This window comes from Amycolatopsis pigmentata, assembly GCF_042684065.1.
Lineage (GTDB): Bacteria > Actinomycetota > Actinomycetes > Mycobacteriales > Pseudonocardiaceae > Amycolatopsis_E > Amycolatopsis_E pigmentata.
The window spans coordinates 625,341-639,253 of sequence record NZ_JBHUKR010000021.1 but is presented as its reverse complement, the minus strand read 5'-3'; the positions used below and the strand labels follow the sequence as shown (position 1 = coordinate 639,253).

The 13,913-nt window shown below is 66.9% G+C and carries 14 protein-coding genes and 1 tRNA gene; 6 read left to right on the top strand and 9 right to left on the bottom strand.

The features are described 5' to 3' along the window. Positions 1-26: 26 nt before the first annotated feature. Both ACFSXZ_RS34275 and ACFSXZ_RS34270 read right to left on the bottom strand, forming a co-directional pair. Positions 27-950: a hypothetical protein gene (locus ACFSXZ_RS34275; RefSeq protein ID WP_378269955.1), complete on the bottom strand. Its 924-nt coding sequence runs from the start codon at positions 948-950 to the stop codon at positions 27-29. A 32-nt stretch (positions 951-982) separates the two neighbouring features. Further along, positions 983-2,017: an ABC transporter substrate-binding protein gene (locus ACFSXZ_RS34270; RefSeq protein ID WP_378269953.1), complete on the bottom strand. Its 1,035-nt coding sequence runs from the start codon at positions 2,015-2,017 to the stop codon at positions 983-985. A 247-nt stretch (positions 2,018-2,264) separates the two neighbouring features. On the opposite strand from ACFSXZ_RS34270, the gene ACFSXZ_RS34265 reads away from it, so the two are divergent. From ACFSXZ_RS34265 to ACFSXZ_RS34255, 3 genes are read left to right on the top strand one after another with little or no spacing between them, the layout of a single operon-like run. Beyond that, complete coding sequence (locus tag ACFSXZ_RS34265; protein ID WP_378269951.1) at positions 2,265-3,674, top strand: 3-oxoacid CoA-transferase; 1,410 nt, start codon at positions 2,265-2,267, stop codon at positions 3,672-3,674. Continuing rightward, positions 3,671-4,834 (top strand): thiolase domain-containing protein, encoded by a 1,164-nt coding sequence (locus tag ACFSXZ_RS34260; protein ID WP_378269950.1) that lies wholly within the window; start codon positions 3,671-3,673, stop codon positions 4,832-4,834. The genes ACFSXZ_RS34265 and ACFSXZ_RS34260 overlap by 4 nt, the downstream gene beginning before the upstream one ends. An 11-nt stretch (positions 4,835-4,845) precedes the next feature. Continuing rightward, positions 4,846-5,259 (top strand): Zn-ribbon domain-containing OB-fold protein, encoded by a 414-nt coding sequence (locus ACFSXZ_RS34255; protein WP_378269949.1) that lies wholly within the window; start codon positions 4,846-4,848, stop codon positions 5,257-5,259. Positions 5,260-5,566: 307 nt separating this feature from the next. Here the strand turns inward: ACFSXZ_RS34255 and ACFSXZ_RS34250 are convergent. The 4 genes from ACFSXZ_RS34250 to ACFSXZ_RS34235 all read right to left on the bottom strand — a co-directional run bounded on the left by ACFSXZ_RS34250 (position 5,567) and on the right by ACFSXZ_RS34235 (position 7,367). Further along, positions 5,567-5,637: transfer RNA gene (locus tag ACFSXZ_RS34250), tRNA-Gly, on the bottom strand. A 92-nt stretch (positions 5,638-5,729) separates the two neighbouring features. Continuing rightward, entirely contained in the window at positions 5,730-5,966 is a 237-nt protein-coding gene (locus tag ACFSXZ_RS34245; protein WP_378269948.1) for a hypothetical protein, read from the bottom strand. An 85-nt stretch (positions 5,967-6,051) separates the two neighbouring features. Then, positions 6,052-6,498 carry a nuclear transport factor 2 family protein gene (locus ACFSXZ_RS34240; RefSeq protein WP_378269946.1) on the bottom strand — a complete coding sequence of 149 codons (447 nt, stop codon included), beginning with the start codon at positions 6,496-6,498 and terminating at the stop codon, positions 6,052-6,054. Continuing rightward, positions 6,495-7,367, bottom strand: coding sequence for an LLM class F420-dependent oxidoreductase (locus ACFSXZ_RS34235; protein ID WP_378269944.1), 873 nt, complete (start codon positions 7,365-7,367; stop codon positions 6,495-6,497). The genes ACFSXZ_RS34240 and ACFSXZ_RS34235 overlap by 4 nt, the downstream gene beginning before the upstream one ends. A 116-nt stretch (positions 7,368-7,483) precedes the next feature. Between ACFSXZ_RS34235 and ACFSXZ_RS34230 the strand changes: the two genes are divergently transcribed. Continuing rightward, a complete protein-coding gene (locus ACFSXZ_RS34230; protein WP_378269942.1) occupies positions 7,484-8,305 on the top strand; it encodes a hypothetical protein in 822 nt (273 codons plus the stop codon). Positions 8,306-8,316: 11 nt separating this feature from the next. Here ACFSXZ_RS34230 and ACFSXZ_RS34225 read toward each other — a convergent pair whose 3' ends face one another. After that, a complete protein-coding gene (locus tag ACFSXZ_RS34225) occupies positions 8,317-9,126 on the bottom strand; it encodes an Fpg/Nei family DNA glycosylase (RefSeq protein WP_378269940.1) in 810 nt (269 codons plus the stop codon). A gap of 61 nt (positions 9,127-9,187) precedes the next feature. Continuing rightward, positions 9,188-9,661 (bottom strand): ribose-5-phosphate isomerase, encoded by a 474-nt coding sequence (locus tag ACFSXZ_RS34220; RefSeq protein WP_378269938.1) that lies wholly within the window; start codon positions 9,659-9,661, stop codon positions 9,188-9,190. Positions 9,662-9,794: 133 nt separating this feature from the next. Here ACFSXZ_RS34220 and ACFSXZ_RS34215 point away from each other — a divergent pair, with 133 nt between their 5' ends. Beyond that, positions 9,795-10,598 (top strand): MBL fold metallo-hydrolase, encoded by an 804-nt coding sequence (locus tag ACFSXZ_RS34215; protein ID WP_378269936.1) that lies wholly within the window; start codon positions 9,795-9,797, stop codon positions 10,596-10,598. Here ACFSXZ_RS34215 and ACFSXZ_RS34210 read toward each other — a convergent pair. Next, positions 10,585-11,190 carry a DsbA family protein gene (locus tag ACFSXZ_RS34210; protein ID WP_378269934.1) on the bottom strand — a complete coding sequence of 202 codons (606 nt, stop codon included), beginning with the start codon at positions 11,188-11,190 and terminating at the stop codon, positions 10,585-10,587. The genes ACFSXZ_RS34215 and ACFSXZ_RS34210 overlap by 14 nt on opposite strands. A gap of 141 nt (positions 11,191-11,331) precedes the next feature. Between ACFSXZ_RS34210 and pepN the strand changes: the two genes are divergently transcribed. Further along, complete coding sequence (gene pepN / locus ACFSXZ_RS34205; protein ID WP_378269933.1) at positions 11,332-13,908, top strand: aminopeptidase N; 2,577 nt, start codon at positions 11,332-11,334, stop codon at positions 13,906-13,908. The last annotated feature ends 5 nt before the right edge of the window (positions 13,909-13,913 follow it).

The following is a 13,913-nucleotide window of genomic DNA, read 5'->3' as shown; positions in this document are numbered from 1 at the left end:
CGAGCAGGTGCGACAACGCGTCCACGTCACTGGCCGATCGTGTCGGGCGAAGGGTATTCGTCGGCGTTCAGGACCCAGCCGGGTTTGCTCGAGAAGTCGACGCGGGGCGGGCTGAAGACGTCGATCAGATGATTGCGGCCCGCACTGATGCATTGACTCGTGTGCACCGTGGGGGGCGGGATGATCGCCGCGGACGGGCTGTGGACCAGCTCGTGCTGGTCCTCCTTCCAGTCGCCCAGCCGCTTGGTCCACGGCGTGCGCACGTGATGCACGTAGTCCCCGAGAACCGTCAGCGAGCACTGCTCGAAGTCGTCGTGGTGATGTGGTGACATCGCGTTCGGGTTCCTCGGAACCTCCCGCGGGTCACCGAAGTTGACCATGATCGTCCGGGTACGGAAGATCCTGCCGAGCCTTCCCTCCACCCGGGGATAGTCGTCGCAGCGATAGACACGCAGCTTGTATCCGCCCTTCGGCTCCGGCCATGGCTCCAGTGGCGCCACTCGAGGGTGGGGCTCCGCGTAGGAGGCCGCGTTGCTGCACTTTTCGGCGAGATCCTTCTCTTGGATGTCGAAGAGGCGAATGACTTCCATGTCGCTTCGCGCGGTAACGGAACTCGCCCCTGGCGGTACGATTATCGCGGCGCGGCCGGCCACATCCTCGCGTTGACCGCCCGCCGTTACGGTGACCGTCAACGAATCCTGTGCGAGCAGGACGAAATACTCGCCGGACTGGGTCTCGGGCCGGGCCAGGGTATCGCCTGCCGTAACGCGAGAGAACCCGACGATCAGGTTCTGACCGCGGACGAACCAGGTCTTGCTGCCTGCCGCCGTGACCTCCTGCGGCGGCAGGTTTTCGAACTCGAACGTCTCGAGTTCCGCGATCGGCTCGTCCAGCCCCTTGGTGGACCCGCTACTGCTCAGTGTCGCGCGCGGATCGGTCGTTTGAGTCATTCGACAGCTCCCCTTCTCGCTATTTCGTGTCACTACTTTTTTCCGTAGATCGAGACAGCGTCGGACGCCGCCTTCTCGACGGCATCGCAATTGCGCGGTCCGATTCCTTTGACCGGGTCCACTCCGGGGCCCGTCACCGAGCCGTAAGGCATCTTGACCAAGGTGTCCTGGAATTCCTGGCTGAGCAGTTCGTTGATGAAGACCTGGGCCGCATTGATGTGTGGCGCATTGCGGAGCGTCACCGCCCAGCCCAGATCGAACGGCAGACCTTCATCGGGCACCACCACGCGGACGGGGAGCCCTTTGACGTCGTCCGAGTGGGAGTAGAGGAACGGGAAGTAGGCGGCGAATTCGCCGGAAGCCACCGAACGCTCGTTGGCGGCGGTCTGCCGGCCGACAACGGGTTCCTGCGCGGCGACCTTCTTGTGGAAGTCCGCGCCCAGCACTTCGTAAGTCTGCTGGAACCACAGGGAGCCGACCCCGGGGATGGACATCGAGTCCGAGAGAAGCTTGCCTTTCCATTTCGGGTCGGTAAGCCCCTGCCAGCTTGAGAACGCGCCCTCGGGCACGAGCCCCTTGTTGGTCAGCAACGCCAGGTAGTTCAGCTGGAATGGCGCTCCCCACGGGCTCGCCTTCAGCGCCTTCGCATATTCCGGCTTCAGCCGGCTGAAGTTCGGCAGTTCCCGCTGCGGGGCATACATACCCAGCTTCGCCTCGCCGGCCACGGAACACTGGTTCGGAAGATACACGTCGCCGAGGAACTTCTGGGCGCGTTGTTCGGACTGAATGCGCGCGATGAGATCCGTGGGCCGGCCGGAGACCAGCTGCACCTTGATGCCGTACTTGGCCTCGAACGCGGTGATAGCGGCCTGCACGGACGGCGAGGTGAATCCATACACGACCAGCTCGTGTTCCTTCTTGGCCGCGTCGACGACAGAGCTCCAGGGGCCGCTCACCCCGTTGCCTCCGGCCTCGCCGCCGCCGGATCCGCATGCGGCGGCAAGACCGGCGACGAGTAGCAGGGCCAGCGGCGCAATGAGGCGTCGACGTAGGAAAGACCAGGACATCGTTCATCTCCATCCACGACGGGCCACCTTCGGCCCTGACACGCCACTGTGTTCGGATGTCGGATTGATGTTCGGTTCTCGAACGTAGATCGGCCCGACAGCGGTTGTCAAGACCTACACGCGACTCCTCTGCAGGTCAGCGCGCTGACCTGGAACACGCGAACACCCGTTGACAAGTTCCTGGCTTCGACTTATGTTCGCAAAGAGAACGTAAGTACGGTATGCGGACCACAGAGAAGAGGTCGGAATGCCGACGATCTACGGCTCACCTGAGGAAGCGGTCGCCGAAGTACCCAACGGCGCGAGCGTCGCGGTTTCGGGGTTCGGCTTGGACCACCGGTTCCCTTCGAGCCTCATCCGCGCACTTCGTGACACCGACGCCAAGAATCTGACCCTGGTGTGCAACTCCCTGGGCTCGGACAGTTCGTTGCGCGCCGTGGCACTGATCGAAAGCCGTCAGGTCAGCAAGCTCATCGCGTGTTTCTCGGCACGACCCGGTTCGCGGTCATTGGCCGAAGATCTCATCGACGCCGGCGAGATGACTCTCGAACTGGTTCCGCAGGGCACGCTCGTCGAACGACTGCGCGCCGGCGGGTCCGGCATTGCCGGGTTCTTCACGCGTACCGGAGCCGGGACGCTCATCGCCGACGGGAAGGAAACGCGGTACTTCGACGGCGAACCCTACATCTTCGAGCGTGCGTTGCGGGTGGACTACGCGCTGATCCGAGCGTATCAGGCCGACACGCTCGGCAATCTCAAGTTCCGCGGCGCGAGCGCCAATTTCAATCCCGCTTTCGCCAAGGCAGCGACGTTCGCGATCGCCGAAGTCGACGAGATCGTGGAACCGGGGACTTTCGATCCAGCCGAGATCGGGTTGCCCGGAATCTTCGTGAGCGGACTGGTGAAGACCACGGTAACCCCAGGGATGGAAAGCGTCCCACCGCCGAGGAAGCCCGACGTCACGCGACGGAGGAACTATGACCGCTACGGAGAAGGACTGAGCCGGCTCGAAACGGCCCAACTCGCCACGGACCTGATCCCCGATGGGTCCTACGTCAATCTCGGTGTCGGACTACCCCTCCTGATAGCGAGGTGCATAGAGGGGCGAGACCTCATGCTTCACGCGGAAAACGGCCTGTTGGGACACGCGGGCCCGGTGACGGGCGACGCGCGCGACCCCGACTATTACAACGCCGGCGGACAGTTCGTGGGCCTTCGCCACGGCGCTTCGGTTTTCGACAGTGTGACGTCGTTCGAGATGGCGAGATCCGCCAGGCTCGTCGTGGTGCTGGGCGCCTACCAGGTGGACGCGGACGGCCACTTCGCGAACTGGACCAATCCGAGCATGACCGGAGGCGGCATCGGGGGTGCGATGGACCTGGCATCCGGGGCGGGCAGGCTGGTCGTGGTCATGGAACACTGTGACAAGAACATGCGTCCCAAACTGATCCCTCGATGCACCTTTCCCTTGACCACGTCGCGACCCGTTGACCTCGTGGTCACCGACCTCGGCGCTTTCCGGCGTGTGGGGGAACGTTATCTCCTCGAGCGGATAGCCCGCCCGTTCAGCGTCGACGACCTCCGGCAACTGTCCGGCTTCGACTTCGATGTGTCTCGCGAACTTACCGCCGTCGGCGTCGACCGAGTGCGATCGTGACGATCAAAGGCAGGGCATTCATCGCGGGCGCCTACGAACACCCCGGCAGGGTGATCACGGACAGAACGACCATGGAGATCTTCGCGGAGGTCGCGGCGGGCGCGCTCGAGGACGCGGGACTGTCGCGGGAGGATGTCGACGGTTTCCTCTGCGCGGGAGACGCGCCCGGCTTCGGGGGAATTTCCACATTGGAGTATCTGGGGCTTCGCGACGTACGCTACATCGATACGACGGAAATGGGTGGCGCGTCGTACATCACCCACGTCGGACACGCGGCGATGGCGATCGCCGAAGGTCGTTGCGGCGTGGCGCTCATCGTGCTGGCCGGACGGCCACGGTCGGCGCCTGCCGAAGCGCGGCCGCGTAGCCAAGGACCGGAAGCGAACTTCGAGCAGGTTTTCGGTCCCACCAACCCGTCGCTGTACGCCCTGGCGGCCAGGCGGCACATGTACGAGTACGGGACCACACCAGAGCAGCTCGCGGCCATCAAGGTCGCCGCGTCGACGCACGCTCAATACAATCCGCGCGCGTTTCTCCCCAGGAAAGTAACCGTTGAGGAGGTCCTCGATTCCCCCGTCGTCAGCGACCCGCTCCATCGTCTCGACTGCTGCGTCATCACGGATGGCGGCGGCGCGCTCGTGGTCGTGTCGCCGGAGATAGCCGGAAACCTGGAGCGGGACTGCGTCAAGATTCTCGGACACGGCGAGTGCGCCTATCACGCCCGCGATGGGCGTGTCGATCTCACTTCAACGGGTGCGAAATGGTCGGGTCCCCGCGCATTCGACGAAGCCGGCCTTCGTCCCCACGACGTACATTACGCGTCGATCTACGATTCTTTCACCATTACCGTCCTCGAAAGCCTCGAGGACCTCGGGTTCTGCGAAAAAGGGGCGGGTGGCGATTTCGTCCTGGACGGTTCGCTCATCGCACCGCACGGGCGGCTGCCGGTCAACACGGACGGAGGCGGGTTGTGCAACAACCATCCCGCCAACCGCGGGGGAATGACGAAGGTGATCGAAGCGGTGCGGCAATTGCGCGGCGAGGCCAATCCCGAGGTCCAGGTCCCGAACTGCGAGATCGCACTCGCCCATGGGGCAGGCGGCTCACTGGGCACGCGAATGGCCAGTGCCACGGTGCTACTCGGGCGTGCCGACGCCTGATCGGAGAATCCATGACCGGCGAACAACTACCCGCTCCACCCCCGACGGTGACGCCTGAGACCGAGCTCTTCTGGCGCGCGACCGCGCAAGGGCGGCTGCTCATCCCCAGGTGCGATGATTGCGGAACCTCAGTGTGGTACCCACGACGCGTCTGCACCGCCTGTGGCGGGCGAAACCTGACCTGGACCGAGGCCACCGGGCGTGGCGTGGTGTACAGCTACACACGTTGCCACGTACCGGCGAAACCGTACAAGGGAATCGAGTCCTATTTCCTCGCCTACGTGCGACTCGAAGAGGGCGTCGATGTCATGACCAACATAGTCGGCGCGACGGAGGTGTACGTCGGCCAACCCGTGACGGTCGTATTCTCACCGGTGGACGAGACAGCCGCCCTCCCGCGTTTCACCCCCACGACACCCCCGTAACAAGCCGCAACAGAACACGACCAGCACACCGAACGAAACCAGCACCGGACGGGCGTCCAGGGGGCCTGCCCCCTGGACGGGGGCTCACAACCGGCACCACGCTGGGCGTCCAGGGCCTTCGCAACCGGCACCACGCTGGGCGTCCAGGGGGCTCGCCCCCTGGCGGGGGTCCGGGGGCTCACAACCGGCACCGCGCTGGGGGTCCAGGGGGTTCACCCCCTGGCGGGGGTCCGGGGGTTCGACCCCCGGAAAAGAGGCGGAGAGACCACGCGAAACGCGAAGCGTGAGCAGGGTGAGCCCATCTCGGAGCGGGCGACGGGAATCGAACCCGCGTAGCCAGTTTGGAAGACTGGGGCTCTACCATTGAGCTACGCCCGCATTGCGCCCGGGAAGCCCGGGCGCGTCACCATTCTAGCGGTTGCCGTCTCCGTGATCGAAGCACCCCGTGAACCGGCGTGGCGCTGGGCGGTTCAGCAGCCGAGCAGAGCCCGGCACTCGGCGCAGCGCGGGAGCTTGCGCCAGGGGTGGGTGCGGTCCGAGGGGAGGCAGCGGCGTCCGCACTGGGCGCGCAGGCCGGTGCGGGGGTGGTAGTCGAGCGCCGGGGCGACCCAGTGGGTCGCGACGGCGTCACTGTCGGGCAGCCAGCCCCAACAGGAGCGCAGTGAGGCCAGATCGGCCCGATGGGACTCGGAAACTCTACCGTCCATCGCCGCATGGTCGGCCTGTGCGTGTCACGCCCCCGTCATGACTCGCCGTGGGGTAACACACCGCTTACGCGTGTGCGCGCAATGTTTACTCGGCGACGCGCCGGGCGGTCGCCATGGCGCGCTCGGTCTCCCAGAACGCACGCATGGACAGCACCAGCCCTTCGTCGTTCACGCGGTAGACGAACACGCCGTCGGTGTCGACCCGGTAGCCGCCGGGGAGGAACGTGGTGATGGTGCCGACGTTGGCCACTTCGTTCCCGGCGGCGTGCGAGTCGCGGATGACGAAGTCGAACCGCTCCACCTGGGCGATCGCCTTGTCCCAGAACGCCGAAATCCCGTCACGCCCGTGGTGGCCGGCGCCTTCGGCGTCGAACATCGAGGGCCCGACCGGGTCCTCGATGACCGCGTCCGGCGCGAACAGTGAAAGCCACTCCTCCTTGGCGCCCCGGCAGGTCGCGTTCATCGACCGCCACGCCGCCACCCGCGCGGGATGCTGCGTGGCCTCGGGGTCCCAGCACACGTCGATGGTCATGAGAGCTTCGCGATGATCTCGTCGGCGAACTTCTTGATCGCGTCCTTCTTCGGCCCGATCGGGCCGTCGAAGCCGATCCCGTCGAAAACCCAGGGCTGGGTGATCACGTCGGTGACGCCGATGTCGGCTTGCTGGCGGTAGCCGTCGACTCCGAACCGGTCGATGCAGACCGCCTGGATTTCGAACGGGTCGTCCTCCCGGCCGGCCTCGGCGAGGTGCCCCCTGAGCTTGCCGATCGTGTCCCGCAGGTCGTCGAATTTCATCATCGCCGAGGACCAGCCGTCCGCGTAGCGCGCCGCCCGCCGGAACGCGACCTCTGTGTGCCCGCCGATGTAGAAGGGCACCCGCTTCTCGGGCGTGGGGCTCATGCGCAGCTTCCCGAAGTCGAAGAACTTGCCGTGGTACTCGACCATGCCGCCGTCGAGGATGAGCCGCAGCACCTCGATCGCCTCGTCCACCCGTTTGCCTCGCTGCGCGTAGGGCGCGCCGCACCACTCGAACTCCTCCGGCGTCCAGCCCACTCCGAGGCCGAGGCCGAACCGGTCACCGCTGAGCACCGCGACCGATCCGACCTGGCGGGCGAGCAGCACCGGATTGCGCGAGCCGAGCTTGAGCACCGAGGTGTAGAAGAAGATCCGGCTGGTGACGGCGCTCATCGAGGCGACCGCGACCATCGGATCGGCCCACGGCGTTTCCTCGTTCCAGAACCGGCTGCCGTCCGGGGTGTAGGGGTATTTGGCGGACACCGACTCGGAGTAGAACAGCGAATCCGGCAGCGCGATCGAGGAGAAGCCGTTCTCCTCGGCGGTGCGCGCGAGTTCGGCGTACTGGCCGAGGGGGTTCATCGCGACCGAGAGCGTGAACTTCATGCGACTAGACTATAACGCGTTCTAGTTTTGGTCGAGGGTCATCGACCAGGGGAACGATGCGCGTGCCGTCCGCGTTGTCCGCTTCAAGACAGCCAAGTTCGCAGGGAGTCAAAACGATGGGCACGCTGGTCTTCGTGATCGTGCTCCTGCTGGTGGTCGTCGGCGGGATCGCCTACTTCGCCCGGTCACAGGCGGCAGCCCGGCAACGCCAGCTCGACGACGCCAAGGCCGACGCGCGGCGCCTGGTGGAACGGCTCGGGGGCCAGGTGCTGAACCTGACCGGCACCGATGCCGCGTCGAAGCAGGCACTGGCCGACGCCGCGGAGCGGTACACCGCCGCCGGTTCGCAGCTGGACCAGGCCCGGACCAACGAGCAGGCCAGACTGGTCAAGGAGACCGCGCTCGAGGGGCTCTACTACGTGCGCGCGGCACGCACGGCGATGGGTCTGGACCCCGGCCCGAAGCTGCCCGAGGAACTCGAACGGGAGCGCGCCGGCAAGGTGACCGAGCACCGGAACGTCGAGGTCGAGGGCCGCCGCTACGAAGCGTCACCAGACCCAGGCTCCGGCACGCCGTACTACTACCCCGGTGGCCGCGTCGCCGGGCGGCCGGTGCCCCAGGGCTGGTACAGCGAGCCATGGTGGAAGACCGCACTGGTCGCAGGCGCCTGGGGGCTGGGTTCGGCGTTCCTGTTCAGCGCCCTGTTCGACGGAATGAGCGGGATCGCGAGCGCCGAGGCGTGGGAGTCCGGGTTCGACGCCGGACAGGCCGACGCGATGGCCGACATGGGCGGAGACTCCGGCATGGACGCCGCGGGCGACTTCGGTGGCGACGGCGGCTACGACGGCGGGGGCTACGACGGCGGCTTCGACGGGGGCGGTTTCGACGGCGGTGGCTTCGATGGTGGGGGCTTCGACATGGGCGGCAACGACTGGTGAGCCGAACCCCGTCAGGCAGGTTGGCAAGCGGGGCACCAGTAAAGGTTGCGGCCCGCCAACTCCGTGTGCGCTACCGGCGTGCCGCACACCAGGCATGGCTCCCCCGCACGCCGGTACACGTACACCTCGCCGCCGTGCCGGTCCTGCCGTGGCGGCCGCCCGGTGACCTCCGGTAGATGCTCCGCGGCCACCGTGTCGATGCGCCCGGTCCGCACGCCGGCCCGCATCAGGGTGACCAGGTCCGTCCAGATTTCCTTCCACTGCACGGAATCCAGCGATCTTCCGGGGAGCATCGGGGCGATTCCGTGCCGGAACAGCACTTCCGCCCGGTACACGTTGCCCACTCCCGCGATCACCGCCTGGTCCATCAGGAGCGCGGCCAGCGGCGCGCGGGACGCGGAGATCCTTTCCCAGGCCCGTTCGGGCCGGGCATCACGGCGCAACGGATCCGGACCCAGGCGGGACCTGATCGCCTCCACCCGGTCCGGCGTCAGCAGCTCACACCGGTTGGGGCCGCGCAGGTCCGTCCAATGTGTACTCCCGGCGAGCCGCAGGCGCACCTGCCCCACGGGTGCGGTGACCGGCAGTTTCGCCTCGGTGAAGGTCCCGTACAGGCCGAGGTGGACGTGCACCGTGCCGGCGTCGCCGAAATCGTGGAAGAGGTGCTTGCCGTAGGCCTCGGCCCGCACCAGCACCTGACCGTCCAGAGTGGACGCTTCGGCGGCGAACCTTCCCTGCGGGCTGCTGACCCGCACCGGCGCGCCCGCGTATCGCCGCTGATGCAGGCGGGCGAGCCGGTGCAGGGTGTGTCCTTCGGGCATCAGGCACCGCCGCGCGGCGGACGTGATGAAGAAGGGACGACCCGGCGGCCGCTCATCACGGTCAGGCCGAGGGCAGCGCCGGCGGCGTCCCGGTGCGCTCGTACTCGGCCAACTGCTCGATCCGGCGCTTGTGCCGCTCCTCGGGCGAGACCGGGGTGGACAGGAAAGCGTCCACGATCTCGACCGCCTCTTCGACGGTGTGCATCCGCGCCCCGATACCGATGAGCTGGGCGTGGTTGTGTTCGCGGGCCAGCCGCGCGATCTCCGGCTTCCACGCCAGTGCCGCACGAGCGCCCCGCACCTTGTTCGCCGCGATCTGCTCGCCGTTGCCCGAACCGCCGATGACCAGGCCGAGGCTGCCCTCGTCGGCCACCACGCGACGCGCCGTCTCGATGCAGAACGGCGGGTAGTCGTCGGCCGCGTCGTAGACGGACGGGCCCACGTCGGTCACCTCGTGGCCTTCCTTCTCGAGGTGGCTCACCAGGTGGTTCTTCAACTCGAAACCGGCATGATCGGATCCCACATAAACACGCACGGTGTGGAGTGTGCCATCCCGCCGTCGCGTACCCGACCGCGGGCGCGGACGGCCGCTCCGCGTGGTGTCCCGGGTGCTCGGCTGTTTCGTAGTAAGTATTCATTGCTTCACTGTGGGGAGGGAGGAGGCCACCGTGGCCGAGTGGGAGAACGTCGGCAAGAACGTGTACGCGCGCCGGTACGAGCATCTCGACCAGACACTCGGTCTGGTCGTGGGCCGTGAGCGGTGCCTGGTGATCGACACGGGCGGCGACGAGGTGCAGGGCGAGGAGTTCGCGGCGGCGATCCGGCAGGTGACGTCGGTGCCGTGGATCGTGGCGATCACGCACGCGCACTTCGACCACTTCTTCGGCACCGCCCCGTTCCTGCCCTGCCCGGTCTGGGCTCAGGAAGGCTGCCGCGACGCGATGGCCTCCGGCGCCGACGCGCAGCGAGCGCGCTGGGCGGCCAAGTTCGCCGACGACGGCGAGCACGAACTCGCCGACAGGCTCCACAACGCCAAGCTCGTGCTCCCCAGCGACGTGGTCACCCGCAAGACCGAACTGGACCTCGGCGGCCGCAGCGTCACCCTGGTCCATCCCGGCCCCGGGCACACCGGCCACGACCTCATCGTGCACGTCCCGGACGCCGAAGTCGTCTTCGCCGGAGACCTGGTCGAGGAGGGCGCACCGCCCGCGATCGGCGAAGACTCGCATCCGGTCGAATGGCCGCGAGCCGTCGACAAGATCCTTGCCCTGGAGCCGTCCGAGGTCGTACCGGGCCACGGCACGCCGATGGATCAGGAGGTCGTCCGAGAACAGCGCGACGAACTGCACCATTTCTCGGCTCTCTATCGCGGTGTGAAGGCCGGGCGGATGTCCGTCGAGAAGGCTTTGTGGCACTCGCCCTACCCGCCGGACATGGTCCGTCCGGTCCTCGAACGCGTCAGTCGAACTTGAGGTCGCGGGAGCGGGTCCGCTTCAACTCGAAAAAGTCGGGGTAGCTCGCCATCGCGACCGCACCGTCGAAGATCTTCAACGCGTCTTCACCCCGCGGGATCGAAGTGAGCACCGGACCGAAGAAGGCGACACCGTCGACGTGGATGGTCGGCGTTCCGACGTCCATCCCGACCGGGTCCATGCCCTCGTGGTGGCTCTTCTTCAGAGCCTCGTCGTAGTCCGTGGACTGCGCGGCGGCCGCGAGGTCGGCCGACGCCCCGATCGCGTCCAGCGACTGCTTGAGGACGTCGGGAATGTCCTTGTTGCCCTGGTTGTGGTAACGGGTGCCGAACTCGGTGTAGTACTCCCGCAGCGTCGCTTCGCCCTTCTCCTGCGCGACCGCCACCGCGACTCGTACCGGGCCCCACGCCTTCTTCATCATCTCCTGGTAGTTCTCGGAAAGGTCCCGGCCGCTGTTGAGCACCGCCAGGCTCATCACCTTGAACCGCAGGTCGAGGTCCCGGTGCTTTTCGACCTCCAGGATCCATCGCGAGGTGATCCAGGCGAACGGGCAGACGGGGTCGAAATAGAAGTCCACGCGTGTCTTGCTCATCAGGCTCTCCAGTCCGCGAAGTGGCCACAAACCCTCAACCCGGCCCAACAGCTTGCGAGTGACGCTTGTTCCCGGGCGCATCCATGATTGGATGGTTGGAACAGCAAGAACCGTCTCCTATCAGCGCGACCAGAGGTGCACGTGCCCGCCCCAAACCTGACCCGCGACCAAGCCGAACAACGTGCCGGCCTGCTCACCGTGGACTCCTACGACATCGCCCTCGATCTCACCGACGCCAACGGCGGGCCCGGGGAGAGGACGTTCGACTCGCGAACCACGGTCCGGTTCACCAGTTCCCGTCCCGGAGAAAGTTCCTGGATCGACATCGTGGCGGCCCGGGTGCGCTCGGCCACGCTCAACGGCCGGCCCCTGGACGTCTCGTCCTACGTCGAGGACACGGGTCTCGCTCTGCCCGGCCTCGCCGAGGTCAACGAACTCGTCGTCGAGGCCGACTGCCGCTACATGAACAGCGGTGAGGGGCTGCACCGGTTCGTCGACCCGGTCGACGACTCCGTCTACCTCTACACCCAGTTCGAAACCGCGGACGCGAAACGGATGTTCGCCTGTTTCGACCAGCCCGACCTCAAGGCCACCTACCGGCTCACGGTGACCGCGCCGAGCGAGTGGAAGGTGATCTCCAACGCCCAGGCCGAGTCGGCCGAAAAGACCGCGGAAGGTGCCACCAGGACGGTGTTCGCGCCGTCTGCCCGGATCTCGACCTACATCGTCGCGCTGATCGCCGGTCCCTACGCGGAATGGCATGACCAGTACGTCGAGCACACCGACGACGGCGACCTGGTGATCCCACTGGGCATCTACTGCCGGGCCTCGCTGGCCGAGCACATGGACGCCGAGCGCCTTTTCACCGAGACCAAACAGGGCTTCGCCTTCTACCACAAGGCGTTCGACACGCCGTACCCGTTCACCAAGTACGACCAGCTCTTCGTGCCGGAGTTCAACGCGGGCGCGATGGAGAACGCCGGCGCGGTCACCTTCCTCGAGGACTACGTGTTCCGCAGCAGGGTCACCCGCTACGCCTACGAGCGCCGTGCGGAGACCTTGCTGCACGAGATGGCGCACATGTGGTTCGGCGACCTGGTCACCATGCGCTGGTGGGACGACCTGTGGCTCAACGAGTCCTTCGCCACCTTCGCCAGCGTGCTCGCGCAGGCCGACGCGACCGAGTACGAACACGCCTGGACCAGTTTCGCCAATATCGAGAAGTCCTGGGCCTACCGGCAGGACCAGCTCCCGTCGACGCACCCGATCGCGGCCGACATCGTGGACCTGCAGGCGGTCGAGGTGAACTTCGACGGGATCACCTACGCCAAGGGCGCCAGCGTGCTCAAGCAACTGGTCGCCTACGTCGGTCTGGACAACTTCCTCGCCGGGCTCAGGGTGTATTTCGGCAAGCACGCCTGGGGAAACGCGACGCTGGCCGATCTCCTGGCGGCGCTCGAACGTGCGTCAGGACGCGACCTGTCCGGCTGGAGCGCGCAGTGGCTGGAAACCACGGGGCTCAATTCGTTGCGGCCCAGGTTCTCCACCGACGCCGACGGAAAGTTCACCTCGTTCACAGTGGTCCAGACCGGCGCGAAGCCGGGTGCGGGCGAGCTTCGTACGCACCGCATCGCGATCGGTGTCTACGATGACGACGCCGAAGGCCGTCTCGTGCGCACCGAGCGGGTCGAACTGGATGTGACCGGCGCCCAGACCGAAGTCCAGGCCCTGGTGGGCCGCCCGTCCGGGAAACTGGTGCTGGTCAACGACGACGACCTGACCTACTGCACGATGCGCCTCGACACCGGATCGCTGACCACGCTGGTCGACCGGATCGCCGACATCACCGAACCGCTCCCCCGCACGCTGTGCTGGTCGGCCGCCTGGGAGATGACCCGTGAGGCCGAGCTGAAGGCCCGCGATTTCGTCGCGATCGTCTCGCACGGCATTCAAGCCGAAACCGAAGTCGGTGTGGTGCAACGGCTTCTGCTGCAGGCGCAGACCGCGGTGAACTCCTACGCCGAGCCCGCGTGGGCGGAGAGCCGGGGCTGGCCGGAAATCACGGCGCGGCTCCTCGAACTGGCCCGCGCCGCCGAACCCGGCTCGGACCACCAGCTCGCCTTCGTCAACGCGCTCGCCGGTTCGGTGCTCGACGACGCCACTCTGGACGTGCTCGCCGGCTGGTTCGACGGGTCGTCGGCGCTGGAGGGTCTGACCGTCGACGCGGATCTGCGGTGGCGCCTGCTGCGTGCCTTGGTGGCACACGGGAAGGCCGGCGACGCGGAGATCGAGGCCGAAGTCGCCAGGGACGACACGGCGACCGGCCGTCGCCATGCCGAGCAGGCGCGTGCCCTGCGGCCGACGGCGGAGGCGAAAGCCGAAGCGTGGCGAAAGGCCGTCTACGACGACGAACTGCCCAACGCGGTCAACACCTCGATCATCGCCGGGTTCTCCCACCCCAGTCAGAAGGGCCTGCTCGGCGACTACGTGAGCCAGTACTTCGAGGCGATCGACGACGTATGGCGGCGGCGGTCGAGCGAGCGGGCGCAGCCGACCGTGGTCGGGCTGTTCCCGGCCTGGGCCGTGGAAAGAGCCACCGTGGAGGCCGCCGACGCGTGGCTCGCCGAGGAGCATCCGGCCGCACTCCGGCGCCTCGTCTCCGAGGGCCGCGCCGGAATCCTCCGCGCCCTCGCCGCCCGCGAGTTCGACCAGTCCTGAGCCGG

Bases quoted from the DNA above. Each gene is read 5' to 3' on its own strand.
- ACFSXZ_RS34265 (WP_378269951.1), top strand. From the start codon at position 2,265: ATGCCGACGATCTACGGCTCACCTGAGGAAGCGGTCGCCGAAGTACCC.
- ACFSXZ_RS34210 (WP_378269934.1), bottom strand. From the start codon at position 11,190: ATGAGCAAGACACGCGTGGACTTCTATTTCGACCCCGTCTGCCCGTTC.
- ACFSXZ_RS34245 (WP_378269948.1), bottom strand. From the start codon at position 5,966: ATGGACGGTAGAGTTTCCGAGTCCCATCGGGCCGATCTGGCCTCACTG.
- ACFSXZ_RS34225 (WP_378269940.1), bottom strand. From the start codon at position 9,126: ATGCCCGAAGGACACACCCTGCACCGGCTCGCCCGCCTGCATCAGCGG.
- ACFSXZ_RS34235 (WP_378269944.1), bottom strand. From the start codon at position 7,367: ATGAAGTTCACGCTCTCGGTCGCGATGAACCCCCTCGGCCAGTACGCC.
- ACFSXZ_RS34270 (WP_378269953.1), bottom strand. From the start codon at position 2,017: ATGTCCTGGTCTTTCCTACGTCGACGCCTCATTGCGCCGCTGGCCCTG.
- ACFSXZ_RS34240 (WP_378269946.1), bottom strand. From the start codon at position 6,498: ATGACCATCGACGTGTGCTGGGACCCCGAGGCCACGCAGCATCCCGCG.
- ACFSXZ_RS34255 (WP_378269949.1), top strand. From the start codon at position 4,846: ATGACCGGCGAACAACTACCCGCTCCACCCCCGACGGTGACGCCTGAG.
- ACFSXZ_RS34275 (WP_378269955.1), bottom strand. From the start codon at position 950: ATGACTCAAACGACCGATCCGCGCGCGACACTGAGCAGTAGCGGGTCC.
- ACFSXZ_RS34230 (WP_378269942.1), top strand. From the start codon at position 7,484: ATGGGCACGCTGGTCTTCGTGATCGTGCTCCTGCTGGTGGTCGTCGGC.